The following is a 25,446-nucleotide window of genomic DNA, read 5'->3' on the forward strand; positions in this document are numbered from 1 at the left end:
ATCTGCCTCAGCCCCGTTCCCGGTTGTTTAGTTTTTCGAGGTAAAGCAGGATGCCGCTATGGTCGATATCGGCGCCGCCGTCACCGACGAAGTCGTCGAATTCCCGCGTCACCTGCTGCGTCAGCGGCAGGTTGAGAGACAGATCCTTCGCCGTCGCCAGCACGCCGTTCAGATCCTTGAGCTGGAACTTGGAGGGACCGCCCGGCACGAAATTGCGCTTCACCATGCGGTCGCCATGCAGCTCCAGGATCCGGCTTTCGGCAAAACCGCCGCGAATGGCGTTGCGGAACCCTTCACGCGATGCGCCGCCCGCTTCCACCAGCATCATCGCCTCGGCAACCGCGCCGATGGTGATGGCGACGATCTGCTGGTTGGCGAGCTTGCACAGTTGGCCGGCACCCGAGGGACCGACATAGGTGAGCCGGCCCATCGGCGCGAAAACATCGGCAAGACCCGAGATCAGCGTCTCGTCCCCACCGGCCATGATGGCGAGCGTACCGGCCGTCGCGCCCGGCACACCGCCGGAAACCGGCGCATCGACGTGATGGATGCCCAACGACTGAAGCCGGGAGGAATGTTCTCGCGCAATCGGCGGCGCAATCGAGCTGCTGTCGATCACGACAGCACCCTTTTTCAGCGCTTCGGCCATGCCGGCCTCGAAAAGCACCTCGCCCACGGCCTTGCCGTCGCTCAGCATGGTGATGACGATATCGGCGCCCCAGGCTGCCTCCGCCGGCGATGCAGCGACGACCGCGCCATCGGCAACAAGCGCCTCGGCCTTATCGGCGCTACGGTTCCAGACGGTGACCGAAAAGCCGGCGCCCAGCAGACGCCGGGCCATCGGCCCGCCCATCAGGCCCGTGCCGATAAAGGCGACTGACCGCTTCTTCTCCTCCCCGCCAGCACTCATTTCAGTGAACCTCCCAGTTCGTCCTCGATATGAACCTGAATGATTTCTTCGAACGAGCTTTCAGCCGTAAAGCCCAGTTCACGGGCGCGCTTGGCTTCGAAACCGGGGGCCCAGCCTTCACACATGCGCATGATCATCTCATTCGGCTCGCGGCGGATGAGGGCAACGGCCTTTTCGCCGGCGACCTTGCGCAGCGCTTCGATCTGCTCGCCGACGGTGGCGCTGAGGCCTGGCATCGACAGGTTGCGACGCGGGCCGACCTTTTCCACGTCAATCGTTGCGCCATGGATGAGGAAGCCGACGGCGGAACGCGGCGAAGCGTGCCAGTGGCGAATGCTCTCAGGCACCGGCAGCACCGCTTCCTGGCCGACCAGCGGCTCGCGCAGAATATTGGAGAAGAAGCCGGAGGCGGCCGCATTCGGCTTGCCAGGGCGGATGCAGATGGTCGGCAGGCGAATGCCGATACCATCGAAGAAACCGCGACGGCTGTAATCGGAAAGCAGAAGCTCGCAGATCGCTTTCTGCGTGCCGTAGCTGGTCAATGGCGTGGAGTGGAACTCGTCCGGGATCGGATAGGGCAGCGGCGCGCCGAAGACGGCGATAGACGAGGTGAAAACCACGCGCGGCTTGTAACCGTCCTTGCCGTTGGCGATGCGGATGGCGTCGAAGAGATAACGCGTGCCATCGAGGTTGATGCGGTAGCCCTTGTCAAAATCGAGTTCAGCTTCGCCGGAGACGATGGCGGCAAGGTGGAAGATGACGTCCGGCCGGACTTCGACCAGCTTTTCAGCCTCTCCCGGTGCGGAGAGGTCGGCCGCGCGCGCATCGACAGCACCAGAAAAACCGGTAGGCGCTTCAGGCTGGAACACGTCGATAAGCGTGAATTTCTCGACCGGCTTGCCGCCCAGCGATCCATCCTTGACAAGACGCTGCGTCAGCTTGCGGCCAACCATGCCTGCGGCGCCGATAATTGCGATATGCATGTCTTCCTCCTCTTTGTCCCGACCATTCTCCCGAGACCGAAAAAACATCATCGGCCGACCGACCGATAAATTAGCTTGTAAGGTTGTCTGATAACCTTATATGATCGAGTTGAAAATAGTATTTTTTTACAAACTGGAAAAAGCAAGGGTGCCGACAAAATCAAGGCACGCCCCTTGCCCGGGCACTTTAGGGCGGATTGGACGGAGAAGGTGAAATGACGATCGTGAGTGAACACGATATCGAGGAACTGCGGTTCTCGCTGAAGAACAGGCTGGGCGCAGCTTTGCTGCTGACATCGCAAGAGGACATGCTGCGCTATTGCCGCGACTGGCATGGCGACGTCACCAGCTCGGCCGTGGCCGTTATCCGTCCCCGTTCGACGAAGGAAGTTTCCGACACGGTCAGCGCCTGCGCCGAACTCGGCCTCTCCATCATCCCCCAGGGCGGGAATACCGGTCTGGTGCTCGGCGGTATTCCCGATGCCCCCAGGCGTCAGGTCGTATTGAGCCTCGAGCGCATGAACGCCATCCGCACCATAGATAGCGACGATTTTTCCGCCGTCGTGGAAGCCGGCTGCATTCTCTCGGAATTCAAGGATGCGGTTGAGGACAAGGGCATGTTCTTCCCGCTGTCGCTCGGCGCACAGGGCAGCTGCCGCATCGGCGGCAACGTCTCCACCAATGCGGGCGGTATCAATGTCCTGCGCTACGGCATGACCCGCGAACTGGTGCTGGGTCTGGAAGTGGTCCTTCCAGATGGCACCATCTGGAACGGGCTTTCGACGCTGCGCAAGGATAATCGCGGCATCGATCTGAAGCAGCTCTTCATCGGCGCGGAAGGAACGCTCGGCATTATCACCGCCGTTGCCGTCAAGCTTTACCCAAATCCTGAACATGTCGAGACGGCGTTGCTCGGCCTTGATTCGCTGGATGACGCCATCAAGCTTTATCGTCGCGCCCGCCGCGAATGCTGCGACCTGATGTCCGCTTTCGAATTCATGCCCCCCGTCGCCTTCACGCTGGCGATCGAAGCAATCCCCGACCTCAAGATGCCGATTGCGGGTGACTATCCCGCCTATGTGCTGATGGAAATCTCAGGTTCCGGCCTGGTGGACACGGCCGACCTGATGGGACGCTTCCTCGAGGGCGTGATGGAAGACGGGCTGGTGCTGGATGGTGTCATCGCTTCTTCACGGGCACAGGCGCAATCGCTGTGGCTGTTCCGCGAAGGCATGAACGAAGGCCAGGCGCTGCGCGGCGCACATATGCGCACCGACATTTCCGTGCCCCTGTCGAAACTCGCCGCTTTCGTGGCAGAAGCAGAGGCGGAACTGGCGGAAAAACTGCCGGAGTGCCTGGCGGTTTCCTACGGCCACGTCGGAGACGGCAACGTCCACCTCAACGTGCTGCCGCCGAACGGTTCGACGCCGGAAGAGCGCGAAGCATTTATCTACAAGTCCAAGACACTCGTTAACGAGGTCCTCGACCGCTACGTCGGCAGCATCAGCGCCGAACACGGCATCGGCCGCCTGAAACGCTCTGATTTCGAAAGCCGGCTATCTGATGTGCAGCGCCGGATGATCACGGGTCTGAAAAACGCCTTCGACCCCGATTTGCGGATGAATCCCGGTTGCCAGATAACCCTGCAACCGGATAGCTAATCGAGGAACGGCGGAGGCGGCTGAAAGCGCCGCCTTAGAAAACCCCGCGGACGGCGAAGGAGGAAGTCGCCTGCCGCGGGAAAACGAACCAATCGTTTCTGTGGAACGGGAGCAACCATGACGCTGGAGTTCAGTCAGATCCATCGCAACGACCATCTGCCCGGCCGGATCGCTGCGGAGATTGCGCGCGAAATCAATGATTCGAAGCTCGGACCGGGCGACAGGCTGCCAACCGAACATGTTTTGGCAAAAACCTTCGGGGTCAGCCGTTCGGTCATCCGAGAGGCGATCGCACAATTGCGCAACGAAGGTTTTGTCGAAACGCGGCAGGGCGTGGGCGCATTCGTCACCGATCCCCGGCAAAGACTGTCCATCAGAATCGAGCGATCGCGGCTGAACGATCCGGAAAATTTCCGCGATCTTTTCCAGCTTCGCATGCCGCTGGAAATAGAAGCAGCCGGGCTGGCCGCACTGCACCGCAGCCCGCAGCAGCTGACGCGGCTGGCGGCAGCTTTGGAAAAGATGAAAACCGCCGATGATTGGTCGACGGAAGGCGTCGCGGCCGATCTTGACTTTCACCGCATTCTGGCGGAAGCGACTGAGAACGAATATTTCCTGATGTTCCTCGGCTTCATCGCAGAACGCATCAGCTCCGCCATAAACATTGCTTTTTCGCGTGCGGTTTTTGGTGAAATTCTCGAGGTGACGATCGCCGAACATGTGGCAATCTACGAGGCCGTCGAGAAGGCCGATGCCACAGCCGCCAAGAACGCCATGCGCAAGCACCTGATCGGTGCCGCAAGTCGGGTCAATCTCGAACTCGACATCTTCTGAGCCGCAAATGAGCAGGCCAGCAAAGCTATAGGACAGGTTTACGATTTTCCGGTAATTGAGACACGGAACACGATAATTTTGTCGGCGGAGCCGCTAGACTCGTAGCAAAAGTCATACTAAGAAGAATGGGATTAAGTTGTCAGACATCCAGACAATAAGACCGCAGGAGGCGGCCTGTAGGATGCTGAAGGGGAGAACTACATGACCGGAAAAAGGTCCATCGACGCTGCCGCAATTTTGCCTGAAGATTTCGAAAACGCGCTGCTCGTCGGCCGCGTGTGGTCGAAAAGCGAAGACGGCCCCTGCCCTGTCCTGCTGAGGGGCGGTGTGCTTTATGACCTCACTTCGATTTCCCCAACCATGTCCGAACTTCTGGAAAAGACGGATCTGGTGCAGAGGCTCGCCGACACCGGCGCTCTTGTCGCACTTGGCGCGCTGGAAGCGTTTCTGGACGGTTCCGCCGGCGAACTCCTTGCCCCCAACGACATTCAGGCCGTCAAGGCCGCCGGTGTCACGTTCGCCGACAGCATGCTGGAACGCGTGATCGAGGAGCAGGCCAAGGGCGATCCGCTGCGCGCGCAGGAAATTCGCGGACGGCTGGCGCCGGTTCTCGGCGACAATCTCAAGGGACTTGAGGCCGGCTCCGAAAAAGCTGCCGAAGTGAAGAAACTGCTCCAGGAAATGGGCCTCTGGTCGCAATATCTGGAAGTGGGCATCGGCCCGGATGCGGAGATATTCTCCAAGGCGCAGGCCATGGCTTCTGTCGGCTGCGGAGCGCTGATCGGCGTTCATCCGAAGTCGCAGTGGAACAACCCGGAGCCGGAAGTGGTGCTCGCCATCACCTCAGACGGCCGCATCGTCGGCGCAACGCTCGGCAACGACGTCAACCTGCGCGACTTCGAAGGTCGTTCCGCCCTGCTGCTCAGCAAGGCGAAGGACAATAACGCATCCTGCGCGATCGGCCCCTTCATCCGCCTGTTCGACGGAAACTTCACCATTGAAGATGTGAAGAGGTCGCAGATCTCGCTTCTGGTCGAGGGTGAAGACGGTTTCACCATGACGGGCGTCAGCCCCATGGAGGCGATCAGCCGCACGCCGGAAAATCTTAGCTCCCAGCTATTGAACCGTAACCACCAATATCCTGACGGCGCCGTCTTCTTCCTCGGCACCATGTTCGCGCCGGTGAAGGACCGCCATGGCCCAGGCCTCGGCTTCACCCATTCAAAGGGTGACCGTGTCGAAATCTCCACGCCCAAGCTCGGTAAGCTGATCAACTGGGTCACGACGACGGACGAATGCCCGGAATGGACGTTCGGCACCGCGGCCCTGATGCGCAACCTGGCGAAACGAGGGCTGCTCTAGATATTTCTTCGGGAGGGGAAAATGCAGAAGATCATCAATCTCTTTTACCGGATTCTCGAAATCATTCTCGTCCTGCTGCTTGCCGGCATGGCGATCATGGTCTTCGTCAACGTCGTCATGCGTTACACGATGAATTCGGGCATAAACGTCTCGGAAGAATTGTCACGCTTCTTTTTCGTGTGGCTCACCTTCACCGGCGCCGTCGTCGCCTTCAGGGAACATGGTCACATGGGTATCGAAACCATGGTGATGTTCCTGTCGCGCCGCGGCCGCATCCTCTGCATGATCTTATCAAACATTGTCATCCTCACCTGTTCCGCCATCTTCTTCTGGGGGACGTGGAAACAGTCTGGCATCAATGCCAGCATGCATGCGCCAGTCACCAAGCTATCGATGATCTGGGTCTACGGCATCGGCATGTTCACCGGCGCCCTGATGTTCATCATCGCGCTGGAACGTCTGTACCGGCTCGTTACGGGCCGCGTGACGGAAGACGAAATCGCCCAGTTCGCGGGCGAAAACATGACGATCGAACAGCTTTCGGAGCGCTGATACCATGACACTTCTCGTTTTTGTCGGCTCTCTGCTCGGCGCTATGGCGATTGGCGTTCCCGTCGCTTTCTCGCTGATGTTCTGCGGCGTTGTGCTCATGTGGTATATGGGCATGTTCAATACCCAGATCATCGCCCAGAACATGATCGCCGGCGCGGATACATTCACGCTGCTCGCCATCCCTTTCTTTATTCTGGCCGGTGAACTGATGAACTCCGGCGGCCTCTCCCGCCGTATCATCGATTTTGCGATCGCCTGCGTCGGTCATATCAGGGGCGGTCTCGGGATCGTCGCCATCATGGCGGCCATCATCATGGCCAGCATCTCCGGTTCGGCCGCAGCCGATACGGCAGCGCTTGCCGCAATCCTCATCCCGATGATGGCGAAGGCCGGTTACAACGTGCCGCGCTCGGCAGGTCTCATTGCTTCCGGCGGTATCATCGCTCCGGTCATCCCCCCCTCCATGGCCTTCATTGTTTTCGGCGTTGCCGCCAACGTCTCGATCACCCAGCTCTTCATGGCGGGGATCGTACCGGGCCTGCTGATGGGCCTTTCATTGGTCGCAACCTGGTTGTTCGTCGTCCGTAAGGACAACATAACGCCGCTTCCGAAGACCACGGCCAAGCAACGCATGCGGGCTACAGCACGTGCCGGGTGGGCGCTCGGTATGCCGGTTATCATTCTCGGGGGGATCAAGGCCGGCATCATGACTCCGACAGAAGCCGCTGTCGTGGCCGCTGCCTACGCCCTGTTTGTCGGCATGGTGGTCTACCGCGAACTGAAGCCGAGTGAGCTTCCGCATGTGCTCCTGCGCGCAGCCAAGAGCACCTCGATCATCATGTTCCTGGTCTGCGCCGCACTCGTCTCCGCATGGCTTATCACGGCTGCAAACATTCCGAACGAGGTTGTCGGTTATATCGAACCGCTGATCGACCGTCCGATATTCTTGATGTTTGCGATCATGGTCCTGATCCTGGTCGTCGGTACTGCGCTCGACCTGACGCCCACCATCCTGATTCTGACGCCCGTTCTGATGCCGATCATCAAGCAGGCGGGCATCGACCCAGTCTATTTCGGCGTCCTCTTCATCATGAATACCTGTATCGGTCTCATCACGCCCCCTGTTGGCGTCGTGCTGAACGTCGTCAGCGGCGTCGGCAGGGTTCCGTTGGGCCGCGTCACGGCGGGCGTACTGCCTTTCCTGCTGACACAGGTCGCCGTGCTGTTCCTTCTGGTGATTTTCCCGGACATCGTCCTCGTACCGCTGCATTATCTCCGTTAACCCGCAACCTGCTTCTCGCAAACAATCCAAGGGAGGATATTATGAGAAAGCTTCTTCTGACCACCACGGCAATCGCTTTCGCAGTTGGCGCTGCTGCCCCGGCAATGGCCGAATTCAACAGCCGCAACATCCGTGTTTCCAACGGCATCAACCAGGACCATCCGGTCGGTAACGGCATCAAGGCCATGCAGGCCTGCCTCGACGACAAGTCGGGCGGCAAGCTGAAGCTGACCGCATTCTGGGGCGGCGCGCTCGGCGGCGACCTTCAGGCAACCCAGGCCCTGCGCTCCGGCGTTCAGGAAGCGGTCGTGACGTCCTCGTCGCCGCTGGTTGGCCTCATCCCGTCGCTCGGCGTCTTCGACCTGCCGTTCCTGTTCTCCAACGCCAAGGAAGCCGATGCCGTCATGGACGGCGCCTTCGGCGACATGATGAACAAGAAGCTGGAAGAACAGGGCCTCGTAAATCTGGCCTATTGGGAAAACGGTTTCCGCAACCTGTCGAACTCCAAGCGTGCCGTGAACAAGTGGGAAGACTTCTCCGGTCTCAAGGTTCGCGTGATGCAGAACAACATCTTCCTCGACACCTTCCAGAACCTCGGCGCCAATGCAACGCCGATGGCCTTCGGCGAAGTCTTCTCGGCGCTGGAAACCAACGCGATCGACGCGCAGGAAAACCCCTATGTGACGATCGACACCTCTAAGTTCTACGAGGTGCAGAAATACATCACCGAGACCAACCACGCCTATACGCCGTTCCTCTTCCTCTTCTCCAAGCCGATCTTCGACAGCTACACGCCCGAAGAACAGGCCGCCCTGCGTGAATGCGCGGTCGTCGGCCGCGACGAAGAGCGCAAGGTCATCCGCGAGCTGAACCAGAAGTCGCTGGAAAAGATCAAGGCGGCTGGCCTCGAAGTGAACACGCTGTCTCCTGAAGAACAGGCGCGTATTCGCGAAAAGTCGATGGTTGTCTACGAAAAGCACAAGGCTGAAATCGGCGCCGATATCGTCGACGCCGTTCTGGCGGACCTGAAGAAGATCCGCGGCCAGTAAGCCTTACTGAACACAACTAAAAACACCCGGAGGTTCCGCCTCCGGGTGTTTTTGTTTGTGAAAATCGCCAATAGAAAAAAGGCTGCCGAAGCAGCCTTTCAACAGATCACGCCGTACGGTTCTGCCGGTTGGCGATGAGGTCGTCGACAACAGCCGGATCGGCGAGCGTCGACGTATCTCCCAGCGCACCAAAATCATCCTCGGCGATCTTGCGCAGGATACGCCGCATGATCTTGCCGGAACGGGTTTTCGGCAGGCCAGGCGCGAACTGGATTTTATCCGGTGTCGCAACCGGGCCGATTTCGTTGCGGACGTGTTTCACCAGCTCCTCGCGCAATGAATAATCGCCGTTCTGGCCCGCCATCAGCGTGACATAACAATAAATGCCCTGCCCCTTGATGGGATGCGGATAACCGACAACGGCGGCCTCCGAAACAAGGTGATGCGACACCAGCGCCGATTCCACTTCAGCGGTGCCGAGGCGGTGGCCCGACACGTTCAGAACGTCATCCACGCGGCCAGTGATCCAGTAATAACCATCCTCGTCACGACGGCAGCCGTCACCGGTGAAATATTTGCCCTTGTAGGTGGAGAAGTATGTATCGACGAAGCGCTGGTGATCGCCATAGACGGAGCGCGACTGGCCCGGCCAGCTGTCGATGATGCACAGATTGCCGTCCGCCGGTCCTTCCAGCACGTTACCCTCGGCATCGACCAGCTGCGGCTGCACGCCGAAGAACGGCCTTGTGGCCGAGCCGGGTTTCAGATCGGTCGCGCCCGGCAGCGGCGAAATGAGAATGCCGCCGGTTTCCGTCTGCCACCAGGTATCGACGATCGGGCTCTTGTCCTCGCCGACCACATGGTAATACCACTCCCAGGCTTCCGGATTGATCGGCTCGCCGACCGTGCCGAGAAGCCGCAGGCTGCTGCGCGAGGAGCGCTTCACGAACTGGTCGCCCGCCCCCATAAGCGATCTGAGCGCTGTCGGGGCGGTATAGAAGATATTGACCTTGTGCTTGTCGATGACTTCCCAGAAGCGGCCCTGATCCGGGAAGTTCGGAACGCCTTCGAACATCAGCGTCGTCGCGCAATTCGCCAGCGGCCCGTAGACGATATAGGAGTGGCCGGTGACCCAGCCGACATCGGCCGTGCACCAGTACACCTCGCCGTCCTTATAGTCGAAGACATATTCATGCGTCATCGACGTATAAACGAGATAGCCGCCCGTGGTGTGCAGCACTCCCTTCGGCTTGCCGGTAGAGCCGGACGTATAGAGGATGAACAGCGGATCTTCCGCACGCATCTTCACCGGCGGGCAATCCGGCTTCACGGTAGCGATTTCCTGATGGTACCAGATGTCACGGCCTGGCGCCCAGCCGGTCTTGCCGCCGGTGCGGCGTACCACCAGAACCTTGTTGACGATGACATATTGCTTGGCGGCAATATCGATCGCCTTGTCGGTGTTTTCCTTGAGCGGGATCGGTTTGCCGCCGCGCACGCCTTCATCGCAAGTGATGACGAAGGTCGATTCGCAGTCGACGATACGGCCGGCCAGCGCTTCTGGCGAGAAGCCGCCAAAGACGACGGAGTGCACTGCACCGATGCGCGCGCAGGCAAGCATCGCATAGGCCGCTTCCGGAATCATCGGCATATAGATCGTGACGCGGTCACCCTTCTTGACGCCGTGCTTCTTCAGCACGTTGGCCAGACGGCAGACATAGTCATAGAGCTGGTTATAGGTGATCTTCTTGTCGATATAGGGGTTGTCGCCTTCCCAGATGATCGCCGTGCGCTCGCCATGCGTCTTCAGATGCCGGTCGATACAGTTATAGGAAACGTTGGTCAGGCCATCCTCGAACCACTTGATCGGCACGCGCCCCTTGAACGACGTGTTCTTGACCTTGGTATAAGGCTTGAACCAGTCGATCCGACGGCCGTGCTTGTCCCAGAACTTTTCGGGATCCTCGACGCTCTCCTGGTACCATTTCTGGTAACGCTCATTATCGATGAGCGTGCGGGCTTTCGCCGACTTGAGCACCGGGTAGATTTTGGCAGACATGAACTCCTCCTGGAACCGGGTATGGCTTCTGACGCGGCCCGAGACTCCCACCTCAGGCTTGTGTTGAATTCATAGCAGTTCAAATGCACACGGCAATTAGACAAAGGTCATTTGTTTCGCAAAGAATTGCAATTATGATGCAATCCGGTTATAGAGCGGCAATATCCCGGAAATCAGTGGTTGATACCACGCCCGCGACACCGGCGCGGACGGACAGAAGGACTGTATCTATGGCTCAACAATTGCTCATGCCAAAGGCAACGGCTGTATGGCTGGTTGACAACACCGCGCTGTCGTTCGATCAGATCGCTACGTTCTGCAAACTGCATCCGCTCGAAGTCAAGGCAATTGCCGACGGTGAAGCCGCACAGGGCATCAAGGGCCTCGACCCTATCGCGACCGGGCAGCTTTCCCGCGATGAGATCGCCCGCGCGGAAGGCAACCCGAACCACAAGCTGAAGCTTTCCGAGCCGAAGGTGCGCGTTCCCGAATCCAAGCGCCGCGGCCCGCGTTATACGCCGGTGTCCAAGCGTCAGGACCGCCCGAACGCCATTCTCTGGCTCGTGCGCAACCATCCTGAACTGAAGGATGCGCAGATTTCGCGCCTCGTCGGCACCACCAAATCCACCATCGAGCAGATCCGCGACCGCACCCACTGGAACTCGGCCAACCTGACGCCAATGGACCCGGTCACGCTCGGCCTCTGCAGCCAGATCGATCTCGATCTTGAAGTCGAACGCGCCTCGCGCGGCCGTCCGCTGCCGACTGCCGAAGAACTGGATAACACGCTGCAGCCGGCAACGGCGACGGAAGGTCTGGACTACAGCTTCCAGCGCGAGGAAGACGAGCAGATCGACGCCGATGCGGTCTTCAAGAAGCTCAGCTCGCTGAAATCCACGCAGAAGGACGAAGACGAAGACGAGGACGATCACTACTGATCGGACGTCTTTTAGAATTTAAAAACCCGGCCTCAGCGCCGGGTTTTTAATTTGCAGCCTTATCGCGCACCGAAGATCGCCGAACCCACACGAACACTCGTCGCGCCGAATTCCACGGCAGTTTCGAAATCGCCCGACATGCCCATGGAAAGCTTCTCAAGCCCACATTGTTTGGCAAGCTTCGCCAGAAGCGCAAAATGCGGGCCCGGATTTTCATCCGCCGGCGGAATGCACATCAGTCCTTCGACCTGCAATTTCAGCTCATCCCGACAAAGATCCACGAAAGCTACGGTCTCACGCGGGTCGATACCCGCCTTTTGCGGCTCAAGGCCCGTATTGACCTGCACATAAAAACGAAGGCTGCGACCCTGTTTACTGCATTCTTCGGCAAGCGCGCGGGCGATCTTCTCCCGGTCAACACTTTGCACCACATCAAACAGCGCCACGGCGTCCGCCGCCTTGTTGGACTGTAGCGGGCCAATCAGATGCAACTCGATATCAGGCGTCTTCTGCTTAAGCGCCGGCCACTTGCCCTGCGCTTCCTGCACGCGGTTCTCGCCGAACACGCGCTGGCCCGCATCGATAACCGGCTGGATCGCCTCCGCGTCGAAGGTCTTCGAGACCGCGACGAGGGCAACATCCGCCGCCTTGCGTCCGGATTTTTCCGCAACATCGGCAATGCGCTGCCTGACATCCTCAAGACGTGCTTCGATTTCCATCACAAGACCTTCATTTGAACCATTCGCAACGCTAACTAGCCACCGATTGCCTTGATGCCAAGCGCCTTTAGCACCATTTGAGGCACGCTGGCCAAGATTGAACGTCCGAACGTCCCGCCAAACTTGACGCCCCGGTCGTTTCATGGTGAAGGTCAGCGCACATTTTTCCCCTCGATACCCGGAATTTTAGACAATGGCCATCGAACGTTACAATCCTCGCGACGCCGAGCCGCGCTGGCAGCAGAAATGGAACGAAGACAAGGTTTTCGTCACCGACAACAGCGATCCGCGCGAGAAATATTACGTTCTTGAGATGTTTCCCTATCCTTCGGGACGCATCCATATGGGCCATGTTCGCAACTACGCCATGGGCGACGTCGTCGCCCGCTATAAGCGTGCCCGTGGTTTCAACGTCCTGCATCCGATGGGCTGGGACGCCTTCGGCATGCCTGCCGAAAACGCGGCGATGCAGAACAAGGTTCACCCGAAGGACTGGACCTACCAGAACATCGCCACCATGCGCGGCCAGCTGAAATCCATGGGCCTGTCCTTGGACTGGACCCGTGAATTCGCAACCTGCGATGTGGAATACTATCATCGCCAGCAGGCGCTGTTCGTCGACTTCATGGAAAAGGGCCTGGTCTACCGCAAACAGTCCAAGGTCAACTGGGACCCGGTCGACCACACCGTTCTGGCCAACGAGCAGGTGATCGACGGCCGCGGCTGGCGCTCCGGCGCGCTGGTAGAACAGCGCGAACTGACGCAATGGTTCTTCCGCATCACCGATTTTAGCCAGGACCTGCTGGACGAGCTGGATACGCTCGACCAGTGGCCGGAAAAAGTGCGCCTGATGCAGAAGAACTGGATCGGCCGTTCCGAGGGCCTGTCGCTGCGCTGGCGGACGGTTGCCGACACGGCGCCGGAAGGTTTCTCCGACATCACCGTCTATACGACACGCCCCGACACACTATTCGGCGCCTCCTTCCTCGCCATTGCTGCCGACCACCCGCTGGCGAAAGAGCTGTCGGAAAAAAATCCTGCCATCGCCGAATTCTGCGATGAATGCCGTCGCCATGGCACATCTCTGGCCGCGCTGGAAACGGCTGAAAAGAAGGGCATCGATACCGGCGTCAAGGTCGTCCATCCGCTGGATCCAACCTGGGAACTGCCGGTCTATGTCGCCAATTTCGTGTTGATGGATTACGGTACCGGCGCGATCTTCGGTTGCCCATCGGGTGACCAGCGCGATCTGGATTTCGCCCGCAAATACGGCCTGCCGGTCGTGGCCGTCGTCGCCCCTGAAGGTCCCGATGCCGCAAACTTCACCATCGATGATACCGCCTTCACCGATGACGGCGTGATGATCAATTCGGGCTTCCTGAACGGCATGAAGACGGCTGACGCCTTTGAGGCGGTCGTGCAGAAGCTTTCCACGCAGACGCTCGGCAATACGCCGCAAGCCGAGCGCAAGGTCAATTTCCGCCTGCGTGACTGGGGCATTTCCCGCCAGCGTTATTGGGGATGCCCGATCCCGGTCATCCATTGCGAAGTCTGCGGCGTCGTGCCTGTTCCGAAGAAGGACCTGCCGGTCAAGCTGCCCGATGACGTGACGTTCGACGTGCCCGGCAACCCGCTGGACCGGCACCCCACCTGGCGCCATGTCTCCTGCCCGCAATGCGGTCATGACGCGCGCCGCGAAACCGACACGATGGACACCTTCGTCGATTCCAGCTGGTATTACACCCGCTTCACCGCGCCGTGGGAAGACGCGCCGACCGACCCGAAGGTCGCCAATCACTGGCTGCCGGTAGATCAATATATCGGCGGCATCGAGCATGCGATCCTGCATCTGCTCTATTCGCGCTTCTTCACCCGCGCCATGCGCGAAACCGGCCATGTCGGCGTCAAGGAACCCTTCAAGGGCCTGTTCACGCAGGGCATGGTGGTGCACGAGACCTATAGCCGCGGCGAAGGCACGGCGCGCGAATGGGTGCCGCCTGCGGAACTGCGGATCGAGGAAACCGACGGCGCACGCCGCGCCTTCCTGCTCTCGTCCGGCGAAGAGGTGAAGATCGGCTCCATCGAGAAGATGTCGAAGTCGAAAAAGAACGTAGTTGACCCGGATGACATCATCGCATCCTACGGCGCCGATACCGCACGCTTCTTCGTCCTGTCGGACTCTCCGCCCGATCGTGACGTCATCTGGTCCGAAGCCGGTGTGGAAGGTGCAAACCGGTTCGTCCAGCGCGTATGGCGAATCATCGGCGAAGCGGCGGAAGAGCTGCGAGCCGTCCAGCCGAAGCCTGCGACCGAAGGCGAAGGGCTGGCAGCCTCCAAGGCGGCCCATAAAACGCTGAAAGCTGTGCAGGAGGATCTGGACAAGCTCGCCTTCAACAAGGCCATTGCCCGCATTTATGAACTGGTTAATGCACTCGCCGGTCCGCTTGCGGATGTCGCTGCTGGCGGCAAGTCTAATGACGTCAAGGCGGCAGCGCGTGACGCGATCGAAATCCTGATCCGCATCATCGCCCCGATGACGCCACATCTGGCGGAAGAATGCTGGGCGGCACTGGGCAATGAAGGTCTGGTGGCTGAGACGCCATGGCCAACCTTCGTGCCATCGCTGGTCGAGGAAAACGACGTGGTCATGCCCGTGCAGGTCAATGGCAAGAAGCGCGGCGAATTGACAATCGCGCGCGATGCGGATCAAGATGCGGTCCGCACGGCTGCCCTTGCTCTGGATGCCGTCAAATCTCTTCTTGCCGGCGGCGAGCCCAAGAAAGTCATCGTGGTTCCGCAGAGGATTGTGAACATTGTTGTCTGACGTTTTTTCGAGATGGAGCCGCGTCGCGGCAGCAATTTCCGTCGTGATGATGGCTGGCCTTCTGGCGGGCTGCCAGGTGCGCCCGCTCTATGGCGAGGCTTCCGGCACCAAGGAAAGGCTGGCGGCCGTCAGCGTCTCCGATATCGGCGGCAGGGCCGGGCAGGAAGTCCGCAATCAGCTGATCTTTCTAATGTCTGGCGGCGCAGGCCAACCGGCCACGGCTCAATACAACGTCAAGGTTTCCGTAAGCTCGAGCGCCACCTCGACGGAGGTGCAGAATTATGACCTGACGACCCGCGCGAACAACAATTACGATGGTCCTTACCCTGGTCGTGTCGTGATGAGTGGTCAATATGTGCTGACGCGGGTTTCCGATGGCCAAATCCTGCGCTCCGCACGTCGCAGCGTGACGGCGCAGGTGGACCTGCCGCAGCAGGAATTCGCCAAGATCCGGGCAACTCGTGACGCCGAGAACCGTGCGGCCCGGGAGCTGGCTGAAATCATCCGCACCGATATCGCCGCCACCCTCGGCCGCTGAGAGCGGCAGCCGTGACGGAGATAAAGTCCCATGAATTTGAGCGCTTCGCCGAAAATCCGGCGGAGCGCTTTCGTGTTTTCGTGCTTTACGGCCCGGATCGCGGTCTCGTGTCGGAACGCGCAGGCGTCATCGCCAAAAAGACCGGTATCGATCCCGATGACGCTTTCGCATCGCTGAAACTGACCGCATCCGATCTGCAGGGCGACCCCGGCCGTCTACTCGACGAGGTGAATGCCATCGGCCTTTTCGGCGGCGAAAAACTCGTCTGGGTTAAAGGTGCTTCGTCCGAAAAGGCGCTGGTGGACGCCCTCCAGATTCTGGCGGAAACGCCGCCGGAAGCGAGCTTCCTCATCATCGAAGCAGGCGACATCAAGAAGGGTACGGGACTGCGCAAGATCGCAGAACCGGCGCGCTCCATCGCAGCCATCCCCTGTTATGCCGACGATGCGCGCTCATTGAACGCATTGATCGATCAGGAACTCTCCGCCGATAATCTGCGTATTGCGCCGGCCGCACGGCAGAGGCTGATCGAATCTCTCGGCGGCGACCGTATCGCCTCGCGCAACGAAATCCGCAAACTGGCGCTCTATTGCCGTGGAGCCGACGTGGTCGAGGAGGACGATGTACTGGCGATCATCGGAGACGCCAGTACAGTTTCCGCCGACGATGCTGTCGACGCCATTCTGAAAGGCGACAGAAGCGCCTTCTTCCACGCAACGCAGAAGATCGTCTCTTCGAAGACCCCGATCTTCCTCGTCCTCCAGGGATGCCTCAAGCAATTCCAGTTGCTCGACCAGATGCGGGCCGAAATGGATGAGAAAAAACTACAGGCCGGTCAGGTCATGCAGACACTTGGGCGCCACATCCATTTCCGCAGAAAACCCATCATCGAAAGAGCGCTGCGGACGTGGCAGCCAGCGGCGATCGCCCGCGAGATGAACCGTCTGCAGGCCGCTATCCTGCAAAGCCGTCAGCGGCAAAGCCTGGAGGAAAGCGTGGCCCTTCTGACATTGCTGTCGACCACGCTGCAATCCGGCCGCGGCGGATGACGCTCAGCAAAAAGCCCTCGCAGCAGCAGCACGAGGGCTTTTTAAATCATGGTTTCGCCGTCAGGCCGTAAAAATCAGTCGCCCTGGCCGGGTTCGGCGGAGAAATAGAGATCGAGCTTACCTTCGACGCCGTCCATCTCCTTGGCTTCCGGCATCGGGTCACGCTTGATGGTGATATTAGGCCAGATCGCCGCATATTCGGCATTGATCTTCAGCCATTTGTCGAGACCCGGCTCCGTATCGGGCTTGATGGCTTCGGCGGGACATTCCGGTTCGCATACACCGCAATCGATGCATTCGTCGGGATTGATCGCGAGGAAATTTTCACCCTCGTAAAAGCAGTCGACAGGGCAGACCTCAACGCAATCGGTATATTTGCAGCGGATGCAATTGTCGGTCACGACATATGTCATGATGAACTCCAGAATATGCAGGCCGGGTCTGTGGGCTTCGGAACACAAGCCGTCGCCCGGAATTCAGACAGGGCAATTTCGCAAGTGACGTAATGCCTTTGCTTACAGATAGCAAGGATAAACAATTCTGAAAAACGGGTGTGACCCGGAGGTTTATTCTAATCTTTGCTTCCGTCGCTGTCAGACAGAAACCTGTCGAGCGCCCTGCGCTCTTTTTTGGTGGGACGCCCGCTGCCCGGCTGGCGCAACGCCTGCTCGAGAGGCGTCATACTGTCGGAAGGTTCCCGTGGCGGCGTCTCGTCCTCATAGAGAAGTCTGGCTTCCTCATAGGGTCCACGCCGTGTTCCGCCGGACTTGACGACGAGTACCTTGTCCATCCGCTCGAAGCCGATCTCCAGCCTGTCCCCCGCCTTCAGCATGTGGCTGGGCTGGCGGACGGCAACGCCATTGACCTTGACGTGGCCCGACTGAATGTAGCTCTGGGCCAGCGAACGGGATTTGGCCATGCGGGCAAAGAACAGCCACTTGTCCAGACGCTGACGCGTGCTTTCCAGTGGCTGTTCGCTGCTTCCCATGGGCTTACTTCTTCAGCTGCTCCTTGAGAGCAGCGAGCTTTGCGAAAGGCGAATCCGGATCGAGCGGCTTTTCCTTGCGCGGCGGCTTGGCTTCGAAGCGCTGCTGACCCTGCGGCTTTCCACCACGGTCATTGCGTTCCGGCCGGTCCTTGCGCTCCCCGCGATCGTGACGATCGTTGTTGCGGTTGTTGCCACGGTCCGGACGTCCGCCATCGCGCTTGCGCTCGCCGTCGCCGCTGCGATTGGCAGCCTCGCGATTTGCACCGTCACGATTGTCGCGACGGCCCTCACCGCGACGCTCGCCCTGTTCGCGCGCTCCTTCACCACGGCTCTGACCGCGATTGCCGGGACGACGGTTTTCGCCACGCTGATTTTCATTGCGACCACCCGGACGCCACAGAAGAACGGGCTTGGGCTCGGCGGTCTCAGCGCTTTCCGGCGCAGCCTCGGCTGCGACAGCCTCTTCGCTGGTAGCCACCGGCGCCTCGACAGCTTCGCCTTCGACAGCAGCCGCCGTCTCGGACACCTGTTCTTCGGAAGCCGGCTCGTGTTCCTCGGTCTCGACGCTTTCCTCTTCAGCCGGCGCCGCTTCTGCGGCAGCCGGAGCAGAGGCACCGGCGTGGCTGGCGAGGAAGGCCTGTGCCTCTTCAGCCGTCACCTGATCGGCGCGGTAACCGAGACCCTTCAGAATCTCTTCCATATCGTCAAGCGTCGCGCCGAGAATGGAAAGCATGGCGGTCGTCGTCGTGAAACGGCGACCGTCATAGGCGCCTTCCGGACGCGGCTGCTGACCGGGTTTCCACTGTAGCAGCGGGCGGATGAGATCGGCCAGACGCTCGAGAATGTCGATACGTACGGCGCGCTTCCCGAGGAAACGGAAACCGGCGAGCTTGTAGAACATACGCTCGAAGCTGGCATCGGTGACGACCGAGGTACGGCCTGCGGCCAGCACCGGAATGAGATCGCCATAACCCGGCTTGCCGAGGCCATCATTTTTCAAAGCCCAAAGCAGCGTCACAAGCTCCGCCGGAGCGGGCTTCAGAAGTGCGGGCAGGAAAACGTGATAGGCGCCGAAACGCACGCCATAACGGCGCATGGAAGCACGCGCATCCTGATCGAGCGACTTCACGTCCTCGGCGACGTCGCGGCGGAACAGCACGCCAAGATTTTCCACGAGCTGGAACGCCAGGCCCTTCGCCAGACCCTGAAGGTCTTCGGCGCGGGAAATATCGTCCAGCGGCTTCAGCACGGTCGCAATCTGGTGATTGACGAAACGCTCGACGCGCGCCAGCGCGTGATCACGGGCATTGCCGTTCAGCTGTTCGTCGGCAAGCAGGATCACCCGCGGCTTCATGATGTTGTCGCCGGCCGAAAGCCGGGCAACCGGCTCGCCCAACCAGCGAACCAGACCATCGGAGCTCAAAGCGAGATCGCCGTTTCCACTGGCATGCAGACGCGCGGCGCGCGCCTCGTATTCGAGCGCGAGCGCTTTTTGCGCCGCAGCCTGCACGGCCTTCTGATCCGGCCCTTCCATTCCCGGCACCGGGGTAAACCGGAACCCGGCCAATTGGCCGACGTGATGTCCTTCTACGAAGACATCACCATTTACACTGATTTCAGCTTCAAGCATCGCATTCTCTCTCAGGCGCCTCATGAGCACAGATGTCCTGCGATCAACAAAGCGTTTCGTCAACCTTTCATGTAGCGCATCGGACAATCGATCCTCGATTTCCCGAGTCTTTTCTTGCCAGTGTGTCGGATCGGCAAGCCATCCTGGGCGGTTCGATACATAAGTCCATGTTCTGATCTGCGCAATCCTCGCAGACAAGGTATCGATCTCCCCATCCGTGCGGTCGGCGCGGCGCACCTGCTCGGCCATGAAATCCTCGTTCACCGCCCCGCGCTTGACGAGATCGAAATAGAGCGTGGAGATGAGGTCGGCATGCTGTGCGGGGGCGATGCGGCGATAATCGGGCAGCGCGCAGGCCTCCCAGAGTTTTTCCACCCGCACATCCGTCGTGGTCACGTCGATGATTTCAGGATAACGCGACAAATATTCCAGCGCCTGCTGGTCGATGGCCGGCAGGGCGCGCGAAAGCCCCTGGATCGTCGGCGCGGCGTCAAGGCTCGCGCGCAGATTGGCGATGGAGGAAAAATCGAAATTTTTCGTCCGCCATTGCAGCACCTTCACCGCGTCAAACTGGTGGGTTTCGATCCGCTCCACCAGCTCATCGTCGAACGGATCGACACGCCCCGTCACGCCAAACGTACCGTCGCGAAGATGGCGGCCAGCGCGGCCGGCGATCTGACCGATCTCGCCGGGATTGAGATTACGGAACTGATAACCGTCGAATTTGCGGTCCTGCGCAAAGGCGACATGGTCGACATCGAGGTTGAGTCCCATACCGATGGCGTCCGTTGCGACAAGATATTCGACGTCGCCCGACTGGTAGAGGCCTACCTGCGCATTGCGCGTGCGCGGCGAAAGCGCGCCCAGCACCACAGCCGCGCCGCCGCGCTGGCGGCGCACCAGTTCAGCGATGGCATAAACCTCATCGGCGGAAAAGGCGACGATCGCCGTGCGTTGCGGCAGGCGAGTAATCTTCTTTTGACCCGCATAAAAGAGTTGAGACAGGCGCGGCCGCTCGACCACGGTTATTCCCGGCAGCAGTTTTTCAAGGATAGGGCGCATCGTGCCCGCGCCGAGCAGCAGCGTTTCCTCCCGCCCGCGCAGATGCAGCACCCGGTCGGTGAAGATATGCCCGCGTTCGAGATCGCCCGCCAACTGCACCTCGTCTATCGCGACGAAGGCGGCCGTCGTCTCACGCGGCATGGCTTCCACCGTGCAGACGGAGTATTTGGCTTTGGGAGGCGCGATTTTTTCTTCGCCGGTAATCAGCGCCACATTCGGCGCGCCCACCTTTTCCACCAGACGGGTATAGACCTCCCGCGCCAGAAGACGCAGCGGCAGGCCGATGACACCGCTGCCATGCGCCACCATCCGCTCGATCGCGTAATGGGTCTTGCCGGTATTGGTGGGGCCGAGAACGGCCGTGACACCGCGGCCGCTCAGGATCATGGGGCGAAAATTCAACGTACTATCCGCGAATCGACTTCATCTGCTTGCTTTGCCGCCCGACATTGCTGATGGGCCGCAGGCCTCACACATGGCAACGCCCGCAGCCAAAGGCAATAGGCCTCACCCGCAAAGTGGCGCGGGGCGACCAGTCGACGGAATTTTCCTTTCAGATTCAGCCAGTTGAACAAATAAAAAGAATCCGGCAAAAATGAAATCGATTCGGCTGCGGAACAGTCTGCGAACGAATCGAATACGAATCGCTGACTCGATGGGATTCAGCTTTTGTTCTCCGCAATATCTGGTTGGTCAGGGCGCAGACCATACCAGATTGTGAATCCGGATAAGTCCTTGGCCGGATTCGGCTTTACGGCAAAGCCACCGGGCAGAAAATTCCGGAATCGGCTGTCAAGCGGCAATCCCGGAAAAACCGATCCGAAACATGCACGAAGGGTCGGATCAGAGCGCCTCGCCGGCCAGCAGACGCGGCGCATTCGCATCCGTCGTGCCGGCCGCCTGACCGATGAAATAGGATTTGAGACCCGGCAAACGATCCACGACCCCGAGACCGAAATCGCGCATGATACGGATTGGGCCAATATCGTTGGAGAAAAGCCGGTTCAACACATCGGTCGTCACACCCATCCGCAACGTGTCGAAACGACGCCAGGACTGATAGCGCTCCAGAACGTTGAGTGAGCCGATATCGAGGCCGAGACGGTCGGCCTCGACCACGGTTTCGGCGAGAGCCGCCACGTCCTTGAAGCCGAGATTGAGGCCCTGCCCGGAAATCGGGTGAATGCCGTGCGCCGCATCACCCGCAAGCGCGAAACGCGGCGCAACGAAAGAACGCGCCAGCGTCAGTCCCAATGGGAAAGCGCGGCGGGGGCCGACCGGACGAAGAGGACCGAGCTTGTGACCGAACCGGCGTTCCAGCTCTTCCTCGAACACCAGGTCGTCGGAAGCCACCAGCCTGTCGGCATCGGCCGTGCGTTCGGTCCAGACGAGCGAAGAGCGGGTTCCCTTCAGCGGCAGGATGGCGAAGGGGCCCGATGGCAGGAAATGCTCTTCGGCGCAGCCCTCATGCGGCCGCTCATGCTCAACGGTCGTCACGATACCGGACTGATCGTAAGCCCAGTGCACGGTCTTGATTCCGGCCAAATCCCTGAGCGCGGAGCGAACGCCGTCACAGGCAATCAGCAATCGCGCTTCGAGCGTCGACCCGTCGGAAAGGCTGACGGCCGTCGATTGCGGCCCCGCGACAAAATCGGAAACACTGAGACCATGGCGGATTTCTATGCCAAGGCGTTCGCACAGGCCCCGCAACGCCCCTACCAGAGCGACATTCGGAACCATATGGGCAAACGGCCTGCCTTCTTCCACGGCGCCGTCGAAAGTCAGGAACACAGGACGCACCGGATCGGCGGTCTTCGAATCGGTGACGATCATCTTGTGTATTGGCTGGGCTTCCGGCTCGATCTCGTTCCATATGCCGAAAACATCAAGCATCCGGGTGGCCGCTGCGATGATGGCGGATGCACGAACGTCCTTTGCCCAGACATCCTCGGGAGCGGCCTCAACCACCTGCACATCGAGATGCCGGGCCGCCTGCTTGATTGCGACAGCAACGGAAAGACCGACATATCCGCCGCCTGCCACCACTACGTCCAGCATCGCGCTTCTCCTCAAATCTTGTGCACGCATCATCCGGGCACTATAGACCATGTGACGTATTCCTACAGCCAGAGCAGGCCGAAAAAATGTCGCATCCCTCGCAAACGTCAGATCCGATAGCAAATCTCATCGCCACACTCGATCTTGAGAAGCTGGAAGAGAACCTGTTTAGGGGCGAAAGCCCGCAGATCGGCTGGCAGCGGGTTTTTGGCGGCCAGGTCATCGCGCAGGCACTGATTGCCGCGCAAAGGACCGTGGATGACGACCGTTTCGTGCATTCGCTGCATGCCTATTTCATGCGTCCCGGCGATCCGCTGGTGCCTATCGTCTACCAGGTGGAACGCATCCGCGACGGCGCGAGCTTCTGCACACGCCGCGTGGTCGCCATTCAGCATGGCAAAGCCATTTTTTCCATGTCGGCGTCGTTTCAGATTTTCGAGGATGGTTTCGACCATCAGATCGAGATGCCGGATGTAACGCCGCCCGAAAAGCTGATGAGCGAAGAGCAGATGCAGGCGGCCTTCCTCGCCAAGGCGCCCGCTTCAATTCGCAAATACTGGAGCAACAAGCGGCCGATCGAGATAAGGCCGGTTTCGCTGACCCACTATATCTCGAAAGAAAAGCTGGAACCGCAGCAGGATATCTGGGTCCGCACCGTCGGCGACGTGCCGGATGATCCGCGTCTGCAGTCGGCCATTCTCGCTTATCTCTCGGATATGACCCTGCTCGACACCTCGCTCTACGCCCATGGAACAACGATCTTCGATCCCTCCATTCAGGTGGCTAGCCTCGATCACGCCATGTGGTTCCATCGCCCCTGCCGTCTGGACGACTGGCTGCTTTACACACAGGACAGCCCCAGCGCTTCCGGCGCACGCGGTTTGACCCGTGGCAATATTTTCACCAGACAGGGTGAACTGGTCGCCTCCGTGGCGCAGGAGGGTTTGATCCGCAAAAGGGCAAATGATTAAATAATGTGCTTTTTTCTAAAATCGCACATTTAATAGACGCAAATTTTGGCGACAAATGCTCCTTTTTCAGACGTCTTTCATATAAGTTTTATATTTCAATAGGTTAGATACACACTCAAAACTGGCACGCCCTTTGAATGTATGTCCGCAGTCGCTGTTACTGATCTGCCAGCGGCAGGAGAGTCGGCTCCGTGCCGAGGACAAACAAAGGATGGGAAACCAGATGAAAATTGTGATGGCCATTATCAAGCCGTTCAAGCTGGATGAAGTGCGCGAAGCGCTCACCGGCGTCGGCATCCAGGGCCTGACCGTGACCGAGGTAAAGGGTTACGGACGCCAGAAGGGGCATACCGAGATTTATCGCGGCACGGAATATGCGGTGAGCTTCCTTCCCAAGCTGAAGATCGAGATCGCAGTTCCATCCGACGTCGTCGACAAGGCCGTTGAGGCGATCGCGTCTGCGGCAAAGACCGGGCAGATCGGTGACGGCAAGATCTTCGTTTACTCTATCGAACAGGCCGTGCGCATCCGTACCGGCGAAACCAACACAGAAGCGCTTTGAAGCACGGCTGACAGGGGAGTTTTCTAGCTATGCAACTCAACAAGTTTTTGACGCTCGGCAAGCTGGGCGCCGCAGCGGCGGCCCTGATGGCTCCGGCCATCGCCTTCGCCCAGGACGCCGCGCCGGCAGCAGCCGCAGCACCCGTTCCGGAAAAAGCCGACACCGCATTCATGTATGTCGCGACGATCCTCGTGCTTTTCATGATCATTCCGGGTCTGGCCCTGTTTTACGGCGGCCTCGTCCGCACCAAGAACATGCTCTCCGTTCTCATGCAGTGCACGGTTGTCGGCGCAGTCATGATGCTCGTCTGGGTCATCTACGGTTACTCCTTCGCCTTTGGCGGCGGCACCGGCCCCTATTTCGGCGGCTTCGGCAAGCTGTTCCTGTCGGGCGTTTCGCTTGACAGCACGTCCGCGACCTTCTCCGAAGGCGTGGTGATCTACGAATACACCTTCATCGCCTTCCAGATGACCTTTGCGGCCATCACGCCGGCGCTGATCGTCGGCGCCTTTGCAGAACGCGTGAAGTTCTCCGCCGTCATTCTGTTCACCATCCTGTGGGCCACCTTCGTTTATTTCCCGATCGCTCACATGGTATGGGACGCAAACGGCCTGATCTTCGGTATGGGTGCTCTCGACTTCGCCGGCGGCACCGTTGTTCACATCAATGCCGGTATCGCAGGCCTGATCGGCGCGATCATGGTCGGCAAGCGCACTGGCTTCGGCAAGGACATGATGGCCCCCCACTCCATGACGCTCACTCTCGTCGGTGCAGCCATGCTGTGGTTCGGCTGGTTCGGCTTCAACGCCGGTTCCAACCTCGAAGCATCGGGCGGTGCGGTTCTCGCAACCATGAACACCTTCCTCGCAACTGCGGCCGCCATCGTTTCCTGGTCGCTGGTTGAAAGCTTCACCCGCGGCAAGGCCTCCATGCTGGGCGCCGCTTCGGGCATGATCGCCGGCCTCGTCGCCGTCACCCCCGCCGCCGGCTCCGTCGGCCCGATGGGCGCCATCGTTCTCGGCCTCATCGTCTCGCCGATCTGCTACTTCTTCGTCTCCGTGGTGAAGAACAAGTTCGGTTATGACGACACTGCCGACGTCTTTGGCGTCCATGGCATTGGCGGCATCATCGGCGCTCTCGGCACCGGCATCTTCACCTCGCCGCTGCTTGGCGGCACGGGCAAGGAAGACTTCTCCATCGCCTCGCAGCTCTGGACGCAGTTCGTCGCCGTCGCCATCACCATCGTCTGGTGCGCCATCGTCTCCGCGATCCTCTACAAAATTGTCGACGTGATCGTTGGTCTGCGGGTTCCGGTCGAAGCCGAACGCGAAGGTCTCGACCTTGCAACCCACGGCGAAGCCGCCTACCACTCCTGATATCCGGGAAAAGGGGTTCTCCATCCCCTCTCCCAAAAG

At 59.7% G+C, this 25,446-nt stretch carries 21 protein-coding genes; 13 read left to right on the forward strand and 8 right to left on the reverse strand.

Annotated elements, in window-relative coordinates; translation table 11 throughout:
* Positions 1–7: 7 nt before the first annotated feature.
* Positions 8–910 carry an NAD(P)-dependent oxidoreductase gene (locus tag AGR1_RS14035; RefSeq protein ID WP_149147170.1) on the reverse strand — a complete coding sequence of 301 codons (903 nt, stop codon included), beginning with the start codon at positions 908–910 and terminating at the stop codon, positions 8–10.
* Complete coding sequence (gene denD, locus AGR1_RS14040; RefSeq protein ID WP_077981325.1) at positions 907–1,893, reverse strand: D-erythronate dehydrogenase; 987 nt, start codon at positions 1,891–1,893, stop codon at positions 907–909. Before denD ends, AGR1_RS14035 begins: the two co-directional genes overlap by 4 nt.
* Before the next feature lie 215 nt (positions 1,894–2,108).
* Between denD and AGR1_RS14045 the strand changes: the two genes are divergently transcribed.
* The 6 genes from AGR1_RS14045 (at position 2,109) to AGR1_RS14070 (ending at position 8,633) form a co-directional block, all read left to right on the forward strand.
* On the forward strand, positions 2,109–3,554 hold the full coding sequence (locus AGR1_RS14045; protein ID WP_080792290.1) for an FAD-binding oxidoreductase: 1,446 nt from the start codon (positions 2,109–2,111) through the stop codon (positions 3,552–3,554).
* 117 nt (positions 3,555–3,671) lie between these two features.
* Positions 3,672–4,388: a FadR/GntR family transcriptional regulator gene (locus tag AGR1_RS14050; RefSeq protein ID WP_077981316.1), complete on the forward strand. Its 717-nt coding sequence runs from the start codon at positions 3,672–3,674 to the stop codon at positions 4,386–4,388.
* Between the two features lie 201 nt (positions 4,389–4,589).
* Complete coding sequence (locus AGR1_RS14055; protein WP_149147171.1) at positions 4,590–5,750, forward strand: fumarylacetoacetate hydrolase family protein; 1,161 nt, start codon at positions 4,590–4,592, stop codon at positions 5,748–5,750.
* A gap of 21 nt (positions 5,751–5,771) precedes the next feature.
* Positions 5,772–6,302 carry a TRAP transporter small permease gene (locus AGR1_RS14060; RefSeq protein WP_077981314.1) on the forward strand — a complete coding sequence of 177 codons (531 nt, stop codon included), beginning with the start codon at positions 5,772–5,774 and terminating at the stop codon, positions 6,300–6,302.
* A 4-nt stretch (positions 6,303–6,306) separates the two neighbouring features.
* The gene (locus AGR1_RS14065) at positions 6,307–7,584 is read left to right on the forward strand and encodes a TRAP transporter large permease subunit (RefSeq protein WP_080792281.1); all 1,278 of its coding nucleotides are present in this window, start codon (positions 6,307–6,309) and stop codon (positions 7,582–7,584) included.
* A gap of 41 nt (positions 7,585–7,625) precedes the next feature.
* Complete coding sequence (locus AGR1_RS14070; protein WP_149147172.1) at positions 7,626–8,633, forward strand: TRAP transporter substrate-binding protein; 1,008 nt, start codon at positions 7,626–7,628, stop codon at positions 8,631–8,633.
* A gap of 106 nt (positions 8,634–8,739) precedes the next feature.
* Here AGR1_RS14070 and acs read toward each other — a convergent pair whose 3' ends face one another.
* A complete protein-coding gene (gene acs / locus AGR1_RS14075; RefSeq protein WP_077981324.1) occupies positions 8,740–10,692 on the reverse strand; it encodes an acetate--CoA ligase in 1,953 nt (650 codons plus the stop codon).
* 230 nt (positions 10,693–10,922) lie between these two features.
* On the opposite strand from acs, the gene AGR1_RS14080 reads away from it, so the two are divergent.
* Positions 10,923–11,630, forward strand: coding sequence for a DUF1013 domain-containing protein (locus AGR1_RS14080; RefSeq protein WP_162927482.1), 708 nt, complete (start codon positions 10,923–10,925; stop codon positions 11,628–11,630).
* A 59-nt stretch (positions 11,631–11,689) separates the two neighbouring features.
* On the opposite strand, the gene AGR1_RS14085 is transcribed toward AGR1_RS14080, so the two are convergent.
* Complete coding sequence (locus AGR1_RS14085; RefSeq protein ID WP_080792271.1) at positions 11,690–12,349, reverse strand: YggS family pyridoxal phosphate-dependent enzyme; 660 nt, start codon at positions 12,347–12,349, stop codon at positions 11,690–11,692.
* 193 nt (positions 12,350–12,542) lie between these two features.
* Between AGR1_RS14085 and leuS the strand changes: the two genes are divergently transcribed.
* Genes leuS through holA form a run of 3 tightly spaced genes read left to right on the forward strand, consistent with a single transcriptional unit; the run spans position 12,543 to position 16,760 of the window.
* On the forward strand, positions 12,543–15,173 hold the full coding sequence (gene leuS / locus AGR1_RS14090; protein WP_149147173.1) for a leucine--tRNA ligase: 2,631 nt from the start codon (positions 12,543–12,545) through the stop codon (positions 15,171–15,173).
* Positions 15,166–15,711, forward strand: a complete 546-nt coding sequence (lptE, locus tag AGR1_RS14095) for an LPS assembly lipoprotein LptE (RefSeq protein ID WP_162927481.1) — start codon at positions 15,166–15,168, stop codon at positions 15,709–15,711. Before leuS ends, lptE begins: the two co-directional genes overlap by 8 nt.
* Before the next feature lie 11 nt (positions 15,712–15,722).
* Complete coding sequence (holA, locus tag AGR1_RS14100) at positions 15,723–16,760, forward strand: DNA polymerase III subunit delta (RefSeq protein ID WP_149147174.1); 1,038 nt, start codon at positions 15,723–15,725, stop codon at positions 16,758–16,760.
* Between the two features lie 74 nt (positions 16,761–16,834).
* On the opposite strand, the gene fdxA is transcribed toward holA, so the two are convergent.
* The 4 genes from fdxA to AGR1_RS14125 form a co-directional block, all read right to left on the reverse strand.
* Entirely contained in the window at positions 16,835–17,173 is a 339-nt protein-coding gene (gene fdxA, locus AGR1_RS14105; protein ID WP_080793355.1) for a ferredoxin FdxA, read from the reverse strand.
* Positions 17,174–17,331: 158 nt separating this feature from the next.
* On the reverse strand, positions 17,332–17,748 hold the full coding sequence (locus AGR1_RS14110) for an RNA-binding S4 domain-containing protein (protein WP_149147175.1): 417 nt from the start codon (positions 17,746–17,748) through the stop codon (positions 17,332–17,334).
* Positions 17,749–17,752: 4 nt separating this feature from the next.
* Positions 17,753–20,827, reverse strand: a complete 3,075-nt coding sequence (locus AGR1_RS14115; RefSeq protein ID WP_149147361.1) for a helicase-related protein — start codon at positions 20,825–20,827, stop codon at positions 17,753–17,755.
* Between the two features lie 456 nt (positions 20,828–21,283).
* Positions 21,284–22,528 (reverse strand): ubiquinone biosynthesis hydroxylase, encoded by a 1,245-nt coding sequence (locus tag AGR1_RS14125; RefSeq protein WP_149147362.1) that lies wholly within the window; start codon positions 22,526–22,528, stop codon positions 21,284–21,286.
* A 56-nt stretch (positions 22,529–22,584) separates the two neighbouring features.
* Between AGR1_RS14125 and tesB the strand changes: the two genes are divergently transcribed.
* From tesB to AGR1_RS14140, 3 genes are all read left to right on the forward strand, one after another.
* The gene (gene tesB / locus AGR1_RS14130; protein ID WP_149147176.1) at positions 22,585–23,469 is read left to right on the forward strand and encodes an acyl-CoA thioesterase II; all 885 of its coding nucleotides are present in this window, start codon (positions 22,585–22,587) and stop codon (positions 23,467–23,469) included.
* 211 nt (positions 23,470–23,680) lie between these two features.
* A complete protein-coding gene (locus AGR1_RS14135; RefSeq protein ID WP_004444057.1) occupies positions 23,681–24,031 on the forward strand; it encodes a P-II family nitrogen regulator in 351 nt (116 codons plus the stop codon).
* Positions 24,032–24,060: 29 nt separating this feature from the next.
* A complete protein-coding gene (locus AGR1_RS14140) occupies positions 24,061–25,407 on the forward strand; it encodes an ammonium transporter (RefSeq protein ID WP_121459712.1) in 1,347 nt (448 codons plus the stop codon).
* Positions 25,408–25,446 lie beyond the last annotated feature (39 nt).

The sequence above is a fragment of the Agrobacterium sp. B1(2019) genome (assembly GCF_008274755.1).
Classification (GTDB): Bacteria; Pseudomonadota; Alphaproteobacteria; order Rhizobiales; family Rhizobiaceae; genus Agrobacterium; species Agrobacterium salinitolerans.

Coding starts and splice junctions, on each gene's coding strand:
- AGR1_RS14135 (WP_004444057.1), top strand. CDS start 23,681: ATGGGAAACCAGATGAAAATTGTGATGGCCATTATCAAGCCGTTCAAG.
- AGR1_RS14125 (WP_149147362.1), bottom strand. CDS start 22,528: ATGCGTGCACAAGATTTGAGGAGAAGCGCGATGCTGGACGTAGTGGTG.
- AGR1_RS14080 (WP_162927482.1), top strand. CDS start 10,923: ATGGCTCAACAATTGCTCATGCCAAAGGCAACGGCTGTATGGCTGGTT.
- AGR1_RS14065 (WP_080792281.1), top strand. CDS start 6,307: ATGACACTTCTCGTTTTTGTCGGCTCTCTGCTCGGCGCTATGGCGATT.
- AGR1_RS14085 (WP_080792271.1), bottom strand. CDS start 12,349: ATGGAAATCGAAGCACGTCTTGAGGATGTCAGGCAGCGCATTGCCGAT.
- AGR1_RS14140 (WP_121459712.1), top strand. CDS start 24,061: ATGCAACTCAACAAGTTTTTGACGCTCGGCAAGCTGGGCGCCGCAGCG.
- fdxA (WP_080793355.1), bottom strand. CDS start 17,173: ATGACATATGTCGTGACCGACAATTGCATCCGCTGCAAATATACCGAT.
- tesB (WP_149147176.1), top strand. CDS start 22,585: ATGTCGCATCCCTCGCAAACGTCAGATCCGATAGCAAATCTCATCGCC.
- acs (WP_077981324.1), bottom strand. CDS start 10,692: ATGTCTGCCAAAATCTACCCGGTGCTCAAGTCGGCGAAAGCCCGCACG.
- AGR1_RS14050 (WP_077981316.1), top strand. CDS start 3,672: ATGACGCTGGAGTTCAGTCAGATCCATCGCAACGACCATCTGCCCGGC.
- AGR1_RS14070 (WP_149147172.1), top strand. CDS start 7,626: ATGAGAAAGCTTCTTCTGACCACCACGGCAATCGCTTTCGCAGTTGGC.
- leuS (WP_149147173.1), top strand. CDS start 12,543: ATGGCCATCGAACGTTACAATCCTCGCGACGCCGAGCCGCGCTGGCAG.
- AGR1_RS14045 (WP_080792290.1), top strand. CDS start 2,109: ATGACGATCGTGAGTGAACACGATATCGAGGAACTGCGGTTCTCGCTG.
- AGR1_RS14035 (WP_149147170.1), bottom strand. CDS start 910: ATGAGTGCTGGCGGGGAGGAGAAGAAGCGGTCAGTCGCCTTTATCGGC.
- denD (WP_077981325.1), bottom strand. CDS start 1,893: ATGCATATCGCAATTATCGGCGCCGCAGGCATGGTTGGCCGCAAGCTG.
- AGR1_RS14115 (WP_149147361.1), bottom strand. CDS start 20,827: ATGATCCTGAGCGGCCGCGGTGTCACGGCCGTTCTCGGCCCCACCAAT.
- AGR1_RS14055 (WP_149147171.1), top strand. CDS start 4,590: ATGACCGGAAAAAGGTCCATCGACGCTGCCGCAATTTTGCCTGAAGAT.
- AGR1_RS14110 (WP_149147175.1), bottom strand. CDS start 17,748: ATGGGAAGCAGCGAACAGCCACTGGAAAGCACGCGTCAGCGTCTGGAC.
- AGR1_RS14060 (WP_077981314.1), top strand. CDS start 5,772: ATGCAGAAGATCATCAATCTCTTTTACCGGATTCTCGAAATCATTCTC.